Origin of the sequence: Salegentibacter sp. Hel_I_6 (assembly GCF_000745315.1) — a bacterium.
In the GTDB taxonomy this organism is placed as follows: Bacteria; Bacteroidota; Bacteroidia; order Flavobacteriales; family Flavobacteriaceae; genus Salegentibacter.
On record NZ_JQNQ01000001.1, the window covers coordinates 2,348,466 to 2,366,447 of the forward strand.

The 17,982-nt window shown below is 36.2% G+C and carries 19 protein-coding genes; 3 read left to right on the plus strand and 16 right to left on the minus strand.

The features are described from left to right. Positions 1-7: 7 nt before the first annotated feature. The 6 genes from FG27_RS10320 to FG27_RS10345 all read right to left on the minus strand — a co-directional run bounded on the left by FG27_RS10320 (position 8) and on the right by FG27_RS10345 (position 5,788). Entirely contained in the window at positions 8-1,246 is a 1,239-nt protein-coding gene (locus FG27_RS10320) for an aminotransferase class V-fold PLP-dependent enzyme (RefSeq protein WP_037318731.1), read from the minus strand. A gap of 51 nt (positions 1,247-1,297) precedes the next feature. Beyond that, entirely contained in the window at positions 1,298-2,614 is a 1,317-nt protein-coding gene (gene sufD, locus FG27_RS10325; RefSeq protein ID WP_037322163.1) for a Fe-S cluster assembly protein SufD, read from the minus strand. A gap of 99 nt (positions 2,615-2,713) precedes the next feature. After that, positions 2,714-3,466 carry a Fe-S cluster assembly ATPase SufC gene (sufC, locus tag FG27_RS10330; protein ID WP_037318733.1) on the minus strand — a complete coding sequence of 251 codons (753 nt, stop codon included), beginning with the start codon at positions 3,464-3,466 and terminating at the stop codon, positions 2,714-2,716. A 39-nt stretch (positions 3,467-3,505) separates the two neighbouring features. Continuing rightward, positions 3,506-3,913 carry a hypothetical protein gene (locus FG27_RS10335; protein WP_051935821.1) on the minus strand — a complete coding sequence of 136 codons (408 nt, stop codon included), beginning with the start codon at positions 3,911-3,913 and terminating at the stop codon, positions 3,506-3,508. A 9-nt stretch (positions 3,914-3,922) separates the two neighbouring features. Continuing rightward, entirely contained in the window at positions 3,923-5,368 is a 1,446-nt protein-coding gene (sufB, locus tag FG27_RS10340) for a Fe-S cluster assembly protein SufB (RefSeq protein ID WP_037318735.1), read from the minus strand. 90 nt (positions 5,369-5,458) lie between these two features. Continuing rightward, positions 5,459-5,788, minus strand: coding sequence for an iron-sulfur cluster assembly accessory protein (locus FG27_RS10345; RefSeq protein WP_037322167.1), 330 nt, complete (start codon positions 5,786-5,788; stop codon positions 5,459-5,461). Between the two features lie 273 nt (positions 5,789-6,061). Between FG27_RS10345 and thiL the strand changes: the two genes are divergently transcribed. Then, the gene (gene thiL / locus FG27_RS10350) at positions 6,062-7,135 is read left to right on the plus strand and encodes a thiamine-phosphate kinase (protein WP_037318738.1); all 1,074 of its coding nucleotides are present in this window, start codon (positions 6,062-6,064) and stop codon (positions 7,133-7,135) included. Positions 7,136-7,162: 27 nt separating this feature from the next. Here the strand turns inward: thiL and FG27_RS10355 are convergent, their stop codons facing one another. The 10 genes from FG27_RS10355 to FG27_RS10400 form a co-directional block, all read right to left on the minus strand. Beyond that, a complete protein-coding gene (locus FG27_RS10355; RefSeq protein ID WP_037318740.1) occupies positions 7,163-7,414 on the minus strand; it encodes a DUF1660 family phage protein in 252 nt (83 codons plus the stop codon). Between the two features lie 72 nt (positions 7,415-7,486). Next, positions 7,487-8,257: an alpha/beta fold hydrolase gene (locus FG27_RS10360; RefSeq protein ID WP_037318742.1), complete on the minus strand. Its 771-nt coding sequence runs from the start codon at positions 8,255-8,257 to the stop codon at positions 7,487-7,489. 136 nt (positions 8,258-8,393) lie between these two features. Beyond that, positions 8,394-9,155, minus strand: a complete 762-nt coding sequence (locus FG27_RS10365) for a YoaK family protein (protein WP_037318744.1) — start codon at positions 9,153-9,155, stop codon at positions 8,394-8,396. After that, positions 9,139-9,618 (minus strand): lipocalin family protein, encoded by a 480-nt coding sequence (locus FG27_RS10370; RefSeq protein ID WP_037318747.1) that lies wholly within the window; start codon positions 9,616-9,618, stop codon positions 9,139-9,141. Before FG27_RS10370 ends, FG27_RS10365 begins: the two co-directional genes overlap by 17 nt. Position 9,619: 1 nt before the next feature. Further along, entirely contained in the window at positions 9,620-10,102 is a 483-nt protein-coding gene (locus FG27_RS10375) for a hypothetical protein (RefSeq protein WP_037318749.1), read from the minus strand. 94 nt (positions 10,103-10,196) lie between these two features. Further along, positions 10,197-11,552: an ATP-binding protein gene (locus tag FG27_RS10380; protein ID WP_037318752.1), complete on the minus strand. Its 1,356-nt coding sequence runs from the start codon at positions 11,550-11,552 to the stop codon at positions 10,197-10,199. Further along, positions 11,549-12,250 (minus strand): response regulator transcription factor, encoded by a 702-nt coding sequence (locus FG27_RS10385; RefSeq protein WP_037318754.1) that lies wholly within the window; start codon positions 12,248-12,250, stop codon positions 11,549-11,551. Before FG27_RS10385 ends, FG27_RS10380 begins: the two co-directional genes overlap by 4 nt. Positions 12,251-12,271: 21 nt before the next feature. Beyond that, on the minus strand, positions 12,272-13,564 hold the full coding sequence (locus FG27_RS10390) for an aminopeptidase P family protein (protein WP_037318756.1): 1,293 nt from the start codon (positions 13,562-13,564) through the stop codon (positions 12,272-12,274). Positions 13,565-13,764: 200 nt separating this feature from the next. Next, the gene (locus FG27_RS10395) at positions 13,765-14,055 is read right to left on the minus strand and encodes a chaperone modulator CbpM (protein ID WP_037318759.1); all 291 of its coding nucleotides are present in this window, start codon (positions 14,053-14,055) and stop codon (positions 13,765-13,767) included. Next, positions 14,052-14,981, minus strand: a complete 930-nt coding sequence (locus FG27_RS10400) for a DnaJ C-terminal domain-containing protein (RefSeq protein WP_037318763.1) — start codon at positions 14,979-14,981, stop codon at positions 14,052-14,054. The genes FG27_RS10395 and FG27_RS10400 overlap by 4 nt, the downstream gene beginning before the upstream one ends. Before the next feature lie 331 nt (positions 14,982-15,312). Between FG27_RS10400 and asnB the strand changes: the two genes are divergently transcribed. Together asnB and FG27_RS10410 are read left to right on the plus strand one after the other, a co-directional pair. Then, positions 15,313-16,983: an asparagine synthase B gene (gene asnB / locus FG27_RS10405; protein WP_037318767.1), complete on the plus strand. Its 1,671-nt coding sequence runs from the start codon at positions 15,313-15,315 to the stop codon at positions 16,981-16,983. Positions 16,984-17,316: 333 nt separating this feature from the next. Then, positions 17,317-17,979 (plus strand): succinate dehydrogenase cytochrome b subunit, encoded by a 663-nt coding sequence (locus tag FG27_RS10410; RefSeq protein ID WP_037318771.1) that lies wholly within the window; start codon positions 17,317-17,319, stop codon positions 17,977-17,979. The last annotated feature ends 3 nt before the right edge of the window (positions 17,980-17,982 follow it).

The window sequence follows — 17,982 nt, forward strand, 5'->3', positions numbered from 1 at the left end:
TTAGTAATTAAGATAACATCATTTTAGCTTTTTTAACCGCATCAATGAATCGGTGAATTTCCTCTTTGGTATTATAAAACGAGAACGAAGCTCTAACCGTACCCGGAATTTTATAAAAATCCATAATCGGTTGCGCACAATGATGACCGGTTCTAACTGCTATCCCCATTTTGTCGACGAGCGTCCCAATATCATACGGATGAAGCCCTTCAATATTAAAAGAAATTACCGCAGTTTTATCTCTGGAAGTTCCGTAGATCTTCATTCCGTCTATTTCCAGGAGTTTTAAAGTGGCGTAATCAAGTAGATCTTGTTCATATCTCGCAATGGCTTCAAAACCTATAGCGTTCATATAATCTATAGCAGCGCCAAAAGCGATGCCACCGCAAATGTTTGGTGTTCCTGCTTCAAATTTATGCGGAAGATCGGCATAAGTGGTTTTTTCAAAACTTACTGTAGCGATCATCTCCCCACCACCCTGGTAAGGTGGAAGTTTATGGAGCCATTCTTCTTTTCCATATAAAATACCAACTCCGGTTGGACCGCACATTTTATGGGCAGAAACAACATAAAAATCTACATCTAATGCCTGGACATCGGCTTTGATATGGGGAGCAGCCTGTGCGCCATCAATCAAAACGGCGGCGCCTTTTTCGTGAGATTTATCTATAATCTTTTTTATAGGGTTAATAGTTCCCAAAGCGTTTGAAACGTGATTTAAGAAAACCATTTTTGTATTTTCTGAAAGTAAATCCTCAAAGGCTTCATAAATAAGTTCGCCTTCCTGATTCATAGGGATCACTTTTAAAATCGCTCCTGTTTTTTCACAAAGCATTTGCCAGGGCACAATATTAGAATGATGTTCTAATGCCGAAACAAGGATTTCATCTCCCTTTTTTAGAATAGAAGCAAATCCGCTGGCCACAAGGTTAATCCCGTGGGTTGTTCCTGAAGTGAAAATGATTTCGTGCGTTTTTTCAGCATTAAAATGTTGCTGAATCGTCTTTCTTGCGCCTTCGTATTTATCGGTAGCTTCTTGAGAAAGACTATGCACACCACGATGAATGTTGGCGTTGTAATTAGAATAATAATCTACAATAGCATCCATTACCTGTTTTGGAGTTTGCGAAGTCGCCGCATTATCCAAATAAACCAAGGGATAACCATTAACTTCCCTATTTAGGATAGGGAAGTCTTTTCTTATTTCTTCAACATTAAAAGCTATATTATTAGTAGCAATGCTCATTTTATAAAATTGATTTGAGGATTCTAACTTAATGCTACTTTAGATAGCGATTTACAGGTTGAATCCTAATTCTACACCCAATTTATGGGCTATAAGTTTATTGATTCTCTTTTTAATTTCTGGAATTTTCACACTTTCCAGTACATTATTGGCAAAAGCGTACATTAAAAGTCCGCTAGCCTCTTTTTTCGGAATGCCACGGGATTGAAGATAAAATAAAGCCTCTTCGTCTAATTGACCAATTGTACAACCGTGGCTACATTTTACATCATCTGCAAAAATCTCTAACTGCGGTTTTGAGTTTATGGTCGCTTTATCGTTTAATAAAACATTGTTGTTAGACTGGTAAGCGTTTGTTTTCTGTGCTTCTTTCTCAACAACCACTTTCCCATTGAACACCCCAACCGATCTTTCATCAAAAATACCTTTGTAGTCCTGGTGAGATTCACAATTTGGTTCAATGTGATGTACCAAAGTATTATGGTCTACGTGCTGTTTTCCTTCAATAAGGGTTATACCTTTCATCGTAGAATCTATACGTTCCCCTCTTTGGTAAAAATTAAGATTATTTCGGGTCAATTTCCCACCAAGGGAAAAAGTATGTACCGAACAGAAACTTTCAGATTGCTGCTCGATGTAAGTGTTATCTATTAAAGATGCAGAAAGTTTATCGTTCTGGATCTTATAATAATCTACGATTGCCCTTTTATCAGCAAAAATTTCAGTAACTGAATTTGTAAGTACCGGGTGATCGGTCAAACTTTGGTGACGCTCAATAATCTGGCAATGAGAATTCTCATCTACCACGATTAAATTACGAGGTTGGACCAATAAAGAAGATTCATTTCCTGTAGAGAAATTAATGATCTGGATTGGCTTATCTGCCATTGTATTCTTATGAATATGAATAAAAGCTCCTTCTTTGGTAAAAGCAGTATTCAACGAATTCAACCCATTTTTAGGCGCCAGTTTGTTGAAATAATTATCTATTACCGGCTTATAAAGATCTTTATTCAATGCTGAAGACATGAGGCAAACATCAATCTTATCGTGCGTAGTGCTGGATAAGTGCGATGAGTAAATACCATCTATAAACACCAAATCATAAGTATCTATCTCGTGAATAAGGTATTTTTTAATGTCTTTGTATTCTATAGCATTTTCCTTCTTTGGAAAAAGACTGTAGTCTTCTTTCAAAATCGATTTCAAAGAAGTGTATTTATAATCTTCTTCCTTTCGGCTTGGAAAACCTATAGTTTCGAAATCTTTAATCGCCTGATTTCTTATTTTATGTAGATCATCATTAGTTCCTGTGAATTCTTCTTCAAATGCCAGGAATGATGATACTAATTTTTCTTTTAACTCCATCTTTAATTCTTTTGTCATTTCCGCAGCGGCGGAAATCTTCTTAATTGAAAGGGTTTGAATCAACTTTTTAGTTCTATTTAAAAGTTTTCAAACCTTGAACTAAACCGCTTTTTCAGCCTTCACCCATTCATAACCTCTTTCTTCCAGCTCTAATGCAAGTTCTTTTCCGCCAGATTTCACAATTTTACCATCCACCATTACGTGTACAAAATCTGGAACAATATAGTTAAGTAAACGTTGGTAGTGCGTAATTAGCAATACCGCGTTGTCTTTGCTTCTTAATTTGTTTACACCATCTGCTACAACTTTAAGGGCATCTATATCCAAACCTGAATCGGTTTCATCTAGAATTGCTAATTTTGGTTCTAGCATAGCCATTTGAAAGATCTCATTTCTTTTCTTTTCACCACCTGAAAATCCTGCATTTAAAGATCTTGATAAAAATTTGCGGTCTATTTCTAAGTCTGCAGATTTCTCGCGAATTTTCTTCAACATTTCATTAGCCGGCATATCTTCAAGTCCGTTAGCTTTTCTATGCGCGTTGATCGCGGTTTTCATAAAATTGGTAACCGAAACTCCCGGAATTTCCACAGGATATTGAAAAGAAAGAAAGATTCCTTTATGAGCTCTTTCTTCTGGATCCATTTCTGAAATCTCTGTGTTTTCAAAAATTATTTCGCCCTGAGTTTGTTCAAATTCTTCTTTCCCGGCTATTACCGAAGAAAGCGTACTTTTTCCTGAACCGTTTGGTCCCATAATAGCGTGAACTTCTCCCGGATTAATTTCAAGATTAATTCCCTTAAGGATTTCCTTATCTTCTATACTCGCGTGTAAATTCTTTATTTTTAGCATAAATTCTCTGTATGCATCCCGAATAAAACCGGGATTGGTTTAATATTCTTCTTCCTGTTCTTCTGGAGCTTTTTCAGCATCCAGTATTTCTAAAATTTCTCTTATTTCTATATTCTCCTTCCAACCTTCCTGTTTTGGATTTGGAACAATTTTTCCTTTTACCTGTACAGAAACCATATCAAAATCTTCTTTTTTAAATGGTTGCACCTGCTCGGCTAAAACTTTAGACATAGAATCTATAGTTACGCCATAAACAAAGTCGTTGCCCCTTAAAATAGCAGCATCACCTGCATAGATAAATTCACCGGTGAGCGTTTGAATACTATCGGGAATTTTTTCTGCTTCAGGTTGATTCATAAAATCCTGGCGACCTTCGTCCTGGCAGGAAAAAGCCGAAATGGAAAGGGCAAGGATGAGCAAAAACTTCTTCATTTTTTCAATCTTCATTTTCTCTGATTATCCTACAGAACCTTCAAGAGAAATTTCTAATAGTTTTTGAGCTTCCACCGCAAATTCCATAGGTAGTTTATTCAATACCTCTTTACTGAAACCATTTACGATAAGCGCAATAGCTTTTTCGGTATCAATACCACGTTGGTTACAATAGAAAATTTGGTCTTCTCCAATTTTGCTGGTTGTAGCCTCGTGCTCTACCTGCGCCGATTTGTTTTTCACCTCGATATAAGGGAAGGTATGTGCACCACATTTGTTACCCATTAAGAGGGAATCACACTGTGAAAAATTACGGGCATTTTCAGCTCTGCCATTTATTTGCACAAGTCCGCGGTAGGAATTTTGCGATTCACCTGCAGAAATACCTTTAGAAATAATGGTGCTTTTGGTGTTTTTACCAAGGTGAATCATTTTCGTTCCGGTATCTGCTTGTTGGAAATTATTGGTTACTGCAATTGAATAAAATTCACCAATAGAATTATCTCCTTTTAAAATGCAGGAAGGGTATTTCCAGGTTACTGCAGATCCTGTCTCAACCTGGGTCCAGGAGATCTTAGCTCCTTTTTCACAAATTCCCCGTTTGGTTACAAAATTGTAAACGCCACCTTTTCCTTCTTTACTTCCCGGGAACCAGTTTTGAACGGTACTGTATTTAATTTCAGCATCATCTAAAGCAACTAATTCTACCACCGCCGCGTGCAATTGATTTTCATCACGGGTTGGAGCAGTACAACCTTCAAGGTAACTTACGTAACTGCCTGGCTCTGCAACTACAAGTGTTCGTTCAAACTGACCTGTACCGGCCTGGTTGATCCTAAAATAAGTTGAAAGTTCCATTGGGCATCTCACGCCTTTTGGAATGTAGCAAAATGAACCATCACTAAATACTGCGGAATTTAATGCCGCGTAAAAGTTATCGGTTGTTGGTACTACTGAGCCAATATATTTTTTTACCAATTCAGGATGTTCTCTAATTGCTTCAGAAATAGAACAAAAGATAATTCCTTTTTCAGCAAGCGTTTTCTTAAAGGTTGTTGTTACCGAAACAGAATCCATAACGATATCAACAGCAACTCCTGCAAGTTTTTTCTGTTCATCTACAGAAATTCCCAGCTTTTTGAAAGTATCCAGTAATTCAGGATCCACTTCATCTAAACTATCGTATTTAGGTTTTTTGTTAGGAGCCGAATAGTATGAAATATTCTGAAAATTAGGCTTTTCGTAATGTACATTTGCCCATTCCGGTTCTTTCATAGTTGTCCAGTGGCGATACGCTTCCAGTCGCCATTCAGTCATCCATTCTGGTTCTTCTTTCTTTTTAGAGATCGCTCTAACAATATCTTCATTTAATCCCACGGGAAATGTATCCGATTCGATATCGGTATAAAACCCGTACTCATATTCTTTTGTCTCGAGCTCTTTTTTTAAATCATCTTCAGTATATGCCATCTCAATTTTATTCTAAAATTATTTAAGGTTCTAAGTTTAAAAAGTCAAGGTTTACTTTCTGTTTTCAAACTTTGCCCTTTTTAAATTATTTTACAGAGAAAAACTTTCTCCGCATCCGCAAGTTCTTTGGGCGTTAGGATTGTTAAAAACAAAACCTTTACCATTTAAACCGCCAGAAAATTCCAAAATGGTTCCGGCCAGGTATAAAACACTGCGTTTATCTACTACTATTTTTACTTCGTTATCTTCAAAAAGTTTGTCGTCTTCAGCTTTAGCTTTGTCAAATTTTAATTCATAAGACAGGCCAGAGCAGCCTCCGCTTTTCACACCCACGCGAACAAAGTCCTGTAAGTTGTCAAAACCTTCCTCGGTCATTAAAGCGGCAATCTTTGTTTTAGCGCTTTCGCTTACTTTTATCATAGCTAAAAAGATTAATTCTAAATTGGGTACAAATATACTATAAAACAAGCGGTTTACCATAGAGCAGGTATATGTTTTAAGAATAGGTTGATAAGCCCTGCCAATTCTTATTCCCCTTATTTTTTAATTTATAAATAACTGTAAATTAGCCTGTTTTGTGATATTTATAGTATTTTTTATAAACTCCTTTATCTGTCATTTTTTAATCTAAGCTTATCTTTATAATGGCAGTTGAATAATATTCATTTATTTTGCAAATTAAAATAAGAAGTTATGTTTCAGAATAGTCAGGATATGCGCACAAACCTTTCAGAATTAGGTGAATTTGGATTAATAGAACACCTAACCAAAGGTTTTGAGCCCAAGCTTTCTTCTACTGTAAAGGCGATTGGTGATGATGCCGCCGTATTGAATTTTGAAAATAAACACACTGTAGTTACTACAGATCTTTTGGTGGAAGGCGTGCATTTTGATCTCGCTTATATGCCGCTTAAGCATTTGGGGTATAAGGCGGTAATGGTAAACGCATCAGATGTTTACGCGATGAATGCCAAAGCTACTCAAATCACGGTTTCTATAGCTGCTTCTAACAGATTTCCGGTGGAAGCGCTGGAAGAATTATACTCCGGAATAGAACTGGCTGCAAAACTTTATAATATTGATGTTGTAGGCGGCGATACCACTTCTTCAACTTCCGGTTTATTTATCAGTATAACTGCGATTGGAGTTGCTGAAAAAGAAGATATCGTTTACCGAAGCGGCGCTAAACCAAACGATTTGCTTGTGGTTACCGGCGATCTTGGCGCTGCATATATGGGCTTGCAAATTTTAGAACGTGAAAAGGAAGTTTTTAAAGCAAACCCAAACGCGCAACCAGATCTTGACCCTTATACTTATTTAATTGAAAGACAATTAAAGCCAGAAGCCAGAAAAGATATCGCGCCTTTATTAAAAGAACTTGGTGTAAAACCAACCTCCATGATAGATATTAGCGACGGACTATCTTCTGAAATTATTCACTTGTGCAAGAATTCACAGGTGGGCGCCAATTTATTTGAAGAGAAAATTCCTTTAGATCCTGCGGTTATTTCTGTTTGTGAAGAATTCGATATAGACAGCACCACTATTGCTTTAAGTGGCGGGGAGGATTATGAATTGCTTTTTACTATTTCGCAAGATGATTACGATAAAATAAAAGCTAATCCCAGTTTAAGCGTGATTGGCCATATGACAGAGGAAAAGGAAGGCATGCATTTAATAACCCGTGCTAATCAAAAACTTCCTTTAATTGCTCGTGGCTGGAATTCTATGGAAGATAAAAGTGGTAATTCTAACAAAGAAGAATAAGACTTCGAAGAATGATCCGGAAATAGATTAAGAGGCGTGGGCGTAATGCTTGCGCTTTCTTTTTTCGTGTATTTTAGAGATATAATCGTTGGTTTCTTTGAATTTCGGAGTTAAACGAGCTAAAAAACCATTTGCGGTATCGGTCATTTCCATTCCACATTTCTCGCATCTATATTCGTGAACGTGATCGGTAACATTTTTTGATACACGCAGTTTATGTCCGAAAATGCTGCATAAAACTTTTCCGAACGAAAATAATTTAGGGTTTCTTTCTTTCATAAAAGTTTGATTTTCTTTGTTTTGGAAGTCTAAAGTATAAAAAAAAGTTAAACTTTCGACAAAAAGTTAAAATTAATCGATGAATTTCAAAATTTCTAAAAGAGCATTTTTGTTTTCCAGAAATGATAAATGTCCATCTGGAAGACTTTTGAACTCACTTTTGGAACGACTTGCTATATTTTTTATTGTATTGTAATCTAAAATAGGATCATTTTCTCCAGCTACAATAATTTTCTGTCTATTAAATTTTGCGAAATGTCCGGTATTGTCTGTACGAATTTTCATACCTAAAATGGCGGCATAGATTCCTTCAGTAGAAAATTGGAGTGTGCGGTTTTTTAAAACTTCAATTTGAGATTTGAAAACCTTATTGTTTTCAGGCGTTAATAAATTTGAAATCGCCATACTCACAAAAGCTTTTTTGTTTTTTAGAACCAGCGCCGCCGCACGATCGCGATTAGCTTTTCGTTCCTCAGAATCTGCCTGTGGGGTAGAATTAACCAACACCAGACTTTTACATATTGTAGGAAAAATATTTTGGAATTCCAAACTCACATAACCTCCCATAGAATGACCAACAAATGAAGCTTCCTGAACTTTAAGCTTTTCTAAAACTGCTTTTACAGCCTTTGCCATGTCTCTCATAGTATGAGTTTCTGCGAAGTTTCCAGATTCGCCGTGCCCGGGAAGATCTATGGAAATAACCTGTCGTTTTGCTGATAATTCTGCAGCAAAATCTTTCCAAATCTCTTTAGATTCTAAAAAGCCGTGTAGAAGAACGAGTGGATTACCCCGTCCTTTTTCATTATAATGTATTTGTGTGCTTAGATAATCAATATGCATAAGATTGGGTTACATTTTAGTAGTATAGAGAATGCAGAATATGTTTAATTTAGAAGTTAAATTTTATTTTTGAATTTAAAAACCCCTTACCAATTAAATTGATAAGGGGCATAAAATTCAAACAAATAACAGAAATTTACTCGGATGAAACAATTGCTTTTATTCTCTTAACATTGCGCTTTCGTCTAATAATCTTGGTGAATTTTAATTTATAATATTCGTAGCCAATAATTAAACCTATGACCAGGCAAACCATATAAAATACTAGAAAGCCAACTTTTAGATAAATTACTCCTGCAAAAATACCACCGGATAAATATGAAGAAGCCACAGTTAGTAAAACATTCTTTTTTGCAATTAAATCTTTATTTTCTCTAAATCGCTTTTGAGTAAACATGGAGGCCAGTAAGCCAATATCTGTAGTAAGTCCGGTAAGGTGGGTTGTTTTTACCGAAAAGTTTGAAATACTTGCAGTTAAACCATTTTGGATACCCATTGCAAATAGCATGATTCCTACCATTATTTCAGTTTCAGCAAGGGTTTCGGCATAATAGAAATGTCCGTAAGTTCCTACCGCAAAAAGGCATAATATCTCTACTAATAATGGAGTGGAGTGCGCTAAATAGGTGTTTTTCCTGTCAAAATTGATAACAATAAAATTGGAGAAAAAGTTACCAAAAAAGAACATGAAAATCCAACCAAATACAATTAGTGCTTCGTGCCAGTTCCCTTTGGCTATTTCCTCGGCCAGGATAGCATAATGGCCGGTTACGTTAGAAGTAAATGCAAAAAATATGATTACCGATGTTACATTTACCATTCCGGCAGAAAACGCCGTTAGACCACCTAACTGAATGTTATCTTTTACTGTTCTATATTTATTATGTTTTCTCAGCATACTGCTTTGTATCTAATCTCTGAAACTTTAATTTCACGATTCCCTTAGCTTGTAAATCTGTATGAAAATAAAGTACCAGCTCATCTTCGCTTAATTTGTATAAGTTGTAATGTTCTGAATTGTTTTCCTCTCGAAGTTTTAAAATATTACCCCTTCCTTTCAGCGTCCATTCCATTACCTTATTTTCTTCCCCATCTTTTCTAAGAATTACATCTCCATTTGGTAAAAATTGCCATTCTTCGGCTTCGTGTATTACGAGGTTTTTAGTAATAGCATTTTTTTCCTTTTTTGAAAGATCTTTTGAATCTCTTTGGGGTGCTTTTTCGTATTGCCACTCTACCTCTTTCCATTCTCCTATAATGGCATCATTGCGCGTTCCTGTTGAAGAAAGCAGCAGACTAAATATGATGATAACCGTCAGAAAACTTAATATATAGGCTGTGGTATATGAATGTTTGGCCATATTATCGTATTAATAAACGAGAAAGCTGTTGACCTTCATTAATATTGGCAGCCTGGCGATAATCTATTTCCTGGGTTTCTAAATTAGATTTCTTTAAGTAGGGTACTAAATTGAACCCTTTTGATTTATCTACTTTCAAAATGTCATCTCTAAGCGGTACATAAACTTTATCTATTGCATTTCCTTCCAGGAAATTGTGAAAGGCTGCTGTACTGTGACTCATAAAAAGTTCAGTATCTATGCGATGTATTTTTTTTGAATATTTATTTTGAATTATGGAGAGTGCCTCACAAAAATTAGGTTCGCGAAGTTTATCCAGGCAGGCACTTTTTGAAAAAAACAGAAGGTCACAAATGGAGTTTGAAAGGCTGGCGCCGTAAACCAGGGTTACTCTTATTCTCTCCTCCGGTTCGTTTTGAATTGCGATCTTTAGCAGTTCCAAAGAATCTACAGTAAAGTCTGTAGGGATTAAAATATTTTTCATGATAGCTATTTTTATTTGGCGTCAAAACTATCATTGCCATCTTATAACCACTTTAGCCTAAGATTAGAATTAGATAAGAAAGTGTTAATCTGTGTTAAGAAACTGGAATTTTGATCTCTACGGTGGTTCCTTGCTGATCTATAGAGGAAACATTTAGAACGCCGTGGTGAATTCTAATAATATTTCGGCTAAGAGGTAAGCCTATTCCATAGCCTTTATATTTAGTGGTATTTGAAGCCCGAAAAAATGGATCATAAATATGATTCAGCTCGTCTTTAGGGATTCCAATTCCCCTATCTTTTATTACAATAATAATGTTCTCACTGGAAACTGCCAGGGCAACATTTACCTTCTGATGATTAGAGTATTTGCTGGCATTCATTATTATATTGAATAACGCGAGATGAAGTAGCTGTTTATTACCACAGAATTTTAACTTTTCCGGGGTGTCCGGTAAATGACTAAAATCGATGTGTATTTTAGCTTCAGGGTATAGTTTTATGATATTTTCTTTAACATCTATTAAAAGCTCATCAAGCCTTATTTCCTCAAAAAGATGATGGGAATTATTATAGCTGGTTTGCGCCAGTGATAGTAAAGCTTCGGTCTTTAGGCTAAGTTTTTCTGCGTCTTCGAGGATTGCATAAAGACTTTTAATATAAGCTTCAGCAAGTCTTGGTTTAGAAAGAGCTATTTCAGCCTGACCAATTATTGAGGTTAGTGGCGTATTAAGTTCGTGCGAGGCATTACTAATAAAATTCTTTTGTATTTCGAAAGAGGTTTCCAACCTATTAAGCATCTCATTAAAAGTATTGGTCATGGCGGCCAATTCGTTGTTATTTTTAGGCATTGGCAAACGTTCGTTGAGATTTTCGGTGCTTATATTTCTCATTCGTCTAACTATATCCTCCACCGGGGCCAAAACCTTTCTTGAGAATAAATATGCAATGATAAAAATGATAATACAGGAAGTGATTAGCCCAACAATAAGTAAATTCCTAAGGTATAAGGTGTGGTGAGAGCTATAATAATTCTCAGCACTGGCAATTACATAATAGGTTTTTCCGTTAGTTTCATATTTTATACCTGAATAGTACGTGTTATTTCGATTAAAAGATGCCCTGTTTTTTGATTCAATTTCATTAAAAAAACTTTTACTTAACTTAAATCTTTCAAGTTCATTTGTTAGCTCATCTTCCGGGTCAATAATTATTATCTTCTCTTCAGGTAGAATTTCAAGGTATTCCTGTCTAATTTCTCTAACCGCATCAATATCGGTTCTGTTTTCCAGCTCTATTTTAGCTGCAGTTGCAGCTCTTATTTCAAGGCGCTTATAGAAATCGGTGTAAAAATAATTGTTTAGCGTATAGTATATAAACCCACTAAATAATAGTAGGTAAAAGAAAAAAACCGTGGTTAAAAAAAGGATTATTTTATTTTGAGTTTTCATTCTTCTTTCAATACATAGCCTAAGCCTATTACAGTTTGAATTACACGCGGACTTCCGGCTTTTTCTATTTTCTTACGAAGATAGTTTACATAAACATTTACCACGTTAGTCCCAATATCGTAATCCATTCCCCAAACTTTTTCCAGTAATTCTGGTTGAGAAAATACCTTGTTAGGAGATTGAATAAAAACCAGCATCAATTTATATTCGGTATAGGTGAGTTTGACAGGTTTCTTATTTATTTTTAGCGTTTTAGTGGTATTATTGAGTTCTAAACAGGAAAAATGGAAAATATCGCGGTCTTCTATAGCCTGCATTGTCGAATCTGAAGATCTTCTAAGTAAGCTATTTATCCTGGCAATAAGTTCAATAAATTTGAAGGGTTTGGTTAGGTAGTCGTCACCACCGCTATTTAATCCCAAAGCAATGTTTTCAGTGCTTCCCAGGGCGGTTAGAAACAAAATAGGGATTTTGGTGTCGGTTTTTCTAACCTCGGCACATATCTCAATTCCGTTTTTGTCTGGCAACATAATATCGAGAATTAGGAGGTCAAAAGGCAAATCTTTTGCTGTGGCCATTTTAACCCCCTGGTTCCCGTTAAATGCTATACTTACTTCAAAACCAGCTTCTGTGAGGCCTTGATTTATAAAATCACACACTTTAGTGTCATCTTCAATAAGGAGAATTCTCTTTTTCATAAAGCTGGTCTGAATAAAAACCTAAGAATTCATAATTTCTTCAATTTCCTCAATTTCTATTGGAATATTGCGCATTAGGTTGAAAGGCTGACCTTCCGGCTGAATTACCACATCGTCTTCCAAACGAATTCCGAAACCTTCATCTGGTAAATAAATTCCCGGTTCTACCGTGAAAACCTGGTTAGGCTTCATAGGTTCGGTTAAAATCCCGTAATCGTGGGTGTCCAGTCCAATATTATGCGCGGTCCCGTGCATAAAATATTTTTTATAAGCCGGCCATTTTGGATCTTCATTTTGAACATCGGCTTTATCAAGCAGTCCTAAATCCAATAATTCTGAAGTCATTAATTTACCAACTTCCTTGTGGTATTCTGCCCAAATAGTTCCTGGAACCAACCATTTTGTGGCTTCTTTCTTTACCTTATTCACAGCATTGTAAATCTTTTTCTGCCTATCTGAAAACTTCCCTGAAACGGGAATAGTTCTTGTCATATCACTAGAATAGTTAGCATATTCTGCACCGGTGTCTAAAAGGATTAAATCTCCTTCTTTACATTGCTGGTTATTCTCAGTGTAATGCAGTACGTTAGCGTTATTTCCGCTGGCAATAATTGGTGTGTAGGCGAATCCACGGCTGCGATTTCTAATCATTTCGTGCCAATATTCAGCTTCAATTTCGTGTTCCCAAACTCCCGGCTTGGTAAATTTTAAAGCCCTGCGGAAAGCTTTTTCAGTAATATCACAAGCTTTTTGCATTAGATCCAGCTCAATTGGGTCTTTTACTGAACGTAGACGTTGCAAAATGGGGTTGCTTTTCGCTACCTGGTGTGCAGGATATTTTTCTTTACACCATTTTATAAATCTTTCGTCACGAGTTTCAGTTTGTACATTCGCACGATAATGCTCGTTGGTATTGAAATATACTGTTTCGCATTGAGACATAACTTCAAAGAAGATTTTTTCAAAATCCTGAAGCCAGTAAACCGTTTCTATGCCGCTAACTTCTAATGCTTTTTCCTTATCTAATTTTGCGCCTTCCCAAACTGCGATATGCGGATTGGTTTCAGTAAGGAATAAAATCTCACGATGTTCCGGTTTTGGAGCATCCGGGAAAAGTACCAAAATTGCTTCTTCCTGGTCTACACCGCTTAAATAAAATAAATCCCTGTTTTGCTGAAAAGGCATGGTGCTATCGGCGCCAATCGGGTAAATATCGTTAGCATTAAAAACCGCAAGGCTGTTAGGCTTCATTCCCGCTGTAAAGCTTTTTCGGTTTTTTATAAATAATTTACTGTCTATTTGATCGTATCTCATTTGTTTATATTTTAAACCTCACAGGTTCTGGAAAACTGTGAGGTTTGTTCGTTTGTAAAGTCTTCCTGCAAAGTTATCATTATCTCCCAGAGGAAAAAACCTCCGGGCAAGCCTACAAGTTATTATCTGGAAACTATAATTTGATTTCGAGAGAAGTCCTGGCGTATTCAATCTCGATTATCGAGTAAAAAGTTCCTGGCTTACTCATAAAAACCCAAACGGTTTTTAAGTTCAAGATTTTGTTTTTGTAATTTTCGTACCTGCTCCAATAAATGCTGAATAGCTTCAAGTCCTTCCAAATTTATATCGAGATCGTAATGCAGTCGCCATAACCTTTCAAATTCCGAAATCTCATCGCAATGCACATATTCTGTTTCTTCTACGGTAATAATTTCAATCAAACCGCTTTCGTATAGTGAGCTTACAAAAGTGCTTTCAACACGGTATCTTGCGCAAATCTCATCAGTTGGTATTAAATCTTCTAAATTCATGAGCGTAATTTTTGAAGTTCTTGAAACAGTTCTTTTTCTCTCGCGCTTAAGTTTTTCGGCATTTTTACATCATAAGTAATAATTAAATCCCCAAACTGATTGTCTTTTTTATACTTCTGAAAGCCTTTGCCTTTTAATTTTACTTTAGTTCCGGTTTGGGTTTCAGGCTTTACTTTTAATTTAACCTTTCCGCCAAAAGTTTCTACGGTGAGTTCCCCGCCAAGTAAAGCGGTATATAAATCCAGGTTTACAGTGCTGAATAAATTCTCTTTTTCTCTTTTGAATTTTGTGTTGTTTACAATATTAAAAGTAATATAAAGATCGCCTTTAGGGCCACCCTGCACGCCCGGCCCGCCGTGACCTTTAATTTTAATGGTTTGCCCATTCTCAACTCCGGCGGGTATTGTAAGTCGGATATTCTTGCCGTTTACTGTTAGCGTTTGTTTGTGACTGGTATACACATCGCTTAGGTTTAGCTGAAGCTCCGCATTAAAATCCTGGCCTTTAAAATGACGGCCGCGCCCTGAACCGTGAGCTCTTGCGCCACTGCCAAACATTTCCTCAAAAAAGTCTGAAAAAGTATCATCGTCAAAATTCCCTGAATAGGAATAACCACCCTGGCCGCCACCAAATCCGCCGCCCGAATAAGTTCTGCCACCAGAGGCTTGCTGTTGTTTTTTAGCTTCTTCGTAGGCATCGGCGTGTTGCCAGTCTTTCCCGTATTGATCGTATTTTTTTCGTTTTTCGGGATCACTCAAGACTTCGTTGGCTTCATTTATTTGCTGAAACCGGAGCTGAGCTTCCTTATTATTGGGGTTGAGATCTGGGTGATATTTCCTGGCCAGCTTTCTGTAGGCTTTTTTAATATCGGCCTGGCTGGCAGATTTATCTAATTCCAGCAGTTTGTAGTAGTCTATAAAATCCATGAAAACTTATGAATTAATGTTGAAATTCTATCTCCTGAAATTACTAAAAAGCTGGCTTACTTCCCATTAAGTTTTTGCAAAATCGGAGAAATTAGGAGAAATTCGACAAAGGATGATTTTCTGAATCTTCAATTTTGGGAATATTATTTTTAATGTTTCCTGAAAATTTACTGCTGAAATTAAATCCTAATTATTATTAAATTTTATTTTTAATATGAAGTTAATATTGAATTTTAAATTTTCATGTGTAACCAAATACCCTTTATTAGCTTTTTTAATTAAATATTAATCCAATATTTGTTTCAATATTAATACTTAAAATTTTAAAGCTGTGTGTGGAATTGTTTGTGCTTTCGATTTAAAAGAGAAGTCTGAAGACTTAAGACCTCAAATATTAGAAATGGCTAAATGTTTAAGACATCGTGGCCCAGACTGGAGTGGAATTTACAGTGATGAAAAGGCGATTTTGGCGCATGAGCGTCTCGCTATTGTAGATCCAATTTCTGGTGGACAGCCATTATTATCTGACGATAAACAGCTAGTGCTTGCTGCAAATGGCGAGATCTATAATCATAAAGAATTAAGAAGTCAGTTTCCAAATTATAATTTTCAAACAAAATCTGATTGTGAAGTTATCCTTGCGCTTTATAAAGAAAAAGGAGATAGCTTTTTAGATGAATTAAACGGGATTTTTGGTTTTGCTATTTATGATGCCGAAAACGATGAGTATTTTATTGCTCGCGATCATATGGGAATTATTCCTTTATATATAGGCTGGGATCAAAACGGGACATTTTATGTAGCTTCAGAACTTAAAGCTTTGGAAGGAAAATGTACTAAGATTGAGTTATTTCCTCCCGGGCATTATTTGTCCAGTAAAAAGGAAGGTTTTCAAAAATGGTATGAGCGCGATTGGATGGAGTATGATGCCGTAAAGGATAATGAAACCAGTATTGAAGATTTAAAGGAAGCTCTTGAAAAAGCGGTGCACCGGCAGTTGATGAGTGATGTGCCTTATGGTGTTTTACTTTCAGGTGGCTTAGATTCTTCAATTACTTCTGCGGTTGCCAAATTGTATTCAGAAAAAAGAATAGAAAGCGACGATAAAGACGCGGCCTGGTGGCCAAGATTGCACTCTTTTGCCATTGGGTTAGAGGGTTCGCCAGATCTTGCGGCTGCACAAAAAGTGGCCGATCATTTAGACACGGTGCATCACGAAATAAAATTTACTATACAGGAGGGATTAGATGCGATTAAAGATGTGATTTATCATTTAGAAACTTATGATGTAACCACAATTAGGGCGTCTACTCCTATGTATTTAATGGCTAGAACTATTAAATCTTTAGGAATCAAAATGGTGCTTTCGGGAGAAGGTGCAGATGAAATATTTGGTGGATATCTTTATTTTCATAAAGCTCCCAGTGCAAAAGATTTTCACGAGGAGACCGTTCGAAAATTAGATAAATTACATCAATATGATTGTCTACGGGCTAATAAATCTCTTTGCGCCTGGGGTATAGAAGGGCGTGTTCCATTCCTGGATAAAGAATTTATGGATGTAGCCATGAGAATAAATCCTAAAGATAAAATGATTACTGGGGAACGTATTGAAAAGTGGGTGCTAAGAACAGCATTTGAAGATTATTTGCCCGAAAGCGTTGCCTGGAGACAAAAAGAACAATTTTCTGATGGGGTTGGTTATAGTTGGATAGATACTCTAAAAGAATTGGTTAATGCAGAGGTGAGCGATGAGCAGCTTAAAAATGCACACTTCAAATTTCCAATTCAGCCACCATCTAGTAAAGAAGAATATTATTACCGGTCTATTTTTACCGAACATTTCCCAAGCGATGCCGCAGCACTGTCAGTGCCATCTGTACCTTCTGTAGCTTGTAGTACACCAACCGCTTTAGAATGGGATGAGTCTTTTAAAAATATGAACGATCCATCAGGTAGAGCAGTAGCCAATGTTCATGCTGATAGTTATAAAAAAGGTTAGTAAGGACTAATTTAGAAAATTGAATTTTATTTAAAAGCTACCTAAATCTACGGGTAGCTTTTTTTATGGAGTTTTAATTCCTAGCCTGGTTTGTGAATTGTGTAACCGTAATTTATATGAATTTTCGCCAGAAAATTATGAAAGCTTTGAAAAATAGCTATTAATTCAAGGTTTTGGCCCTGGGTTGTATATAAATTCTGAATAATGATCTTCAACAAAATTATGGCTTACTTATATTTGTTCTAAATAGTCCTATAAACAGGCTTGAAAGTTTGTCCGTAAGTGATTTGGAGTGTATTTTTGCTTGTAAATTTCTATAAAATAATCAAACCAATGGGTGGATTTCTAAATTCAACCATAGCAAGAAAAGTTGCTATGGCCTTATCGGGACTTTTTCTGGTCTTATTTTTAGCTCAGCATTTCAGCATCAATTTTATTTCAGTATTCAGTAAAGACCTGTTTAATGAAATTTCTCATTTTATGGGAACCAACTTTTTTGTGCAGGCTTTGTTGCAGCCGGTCTTAATTTTCGGGGTGATTTTTCACTTTGTAATGGGTTTTATCCTGGAAGCTAAAAACCGTGGGGCAAGAGACATTAAGTATGTGAAGTTTGCCGGAAATGAAAATTCAAGCTGGGTTTCAAGAAACATGATTTACTCAGGACTTGTAGTTTTGGCTTTTTTAGCACTTCACTTTTACGATTTCTGGTTTCCGGAAATGATTCATAAATATATAGAATCGCATCCCGAAGACGCTGCTCGTTATTATGACGAGTTAGTGGCGAAATTCCAAAGCCCGGTTAGAACAATATTATACGTGGTTTCATTTGTATTTTTGGCCCTTCACCTTTATCACGGCTTTTCTTCTACTTTCCAATCTGTTGGATGGAGAAATAAGTACGCCAAAGGACTTAGAGGATTTACCAAAGCTTATGCGATCATCATACCGCTAGGATTTATTTTTATAGCCCTTTTTCACTATATTAATAACCTTTAATAC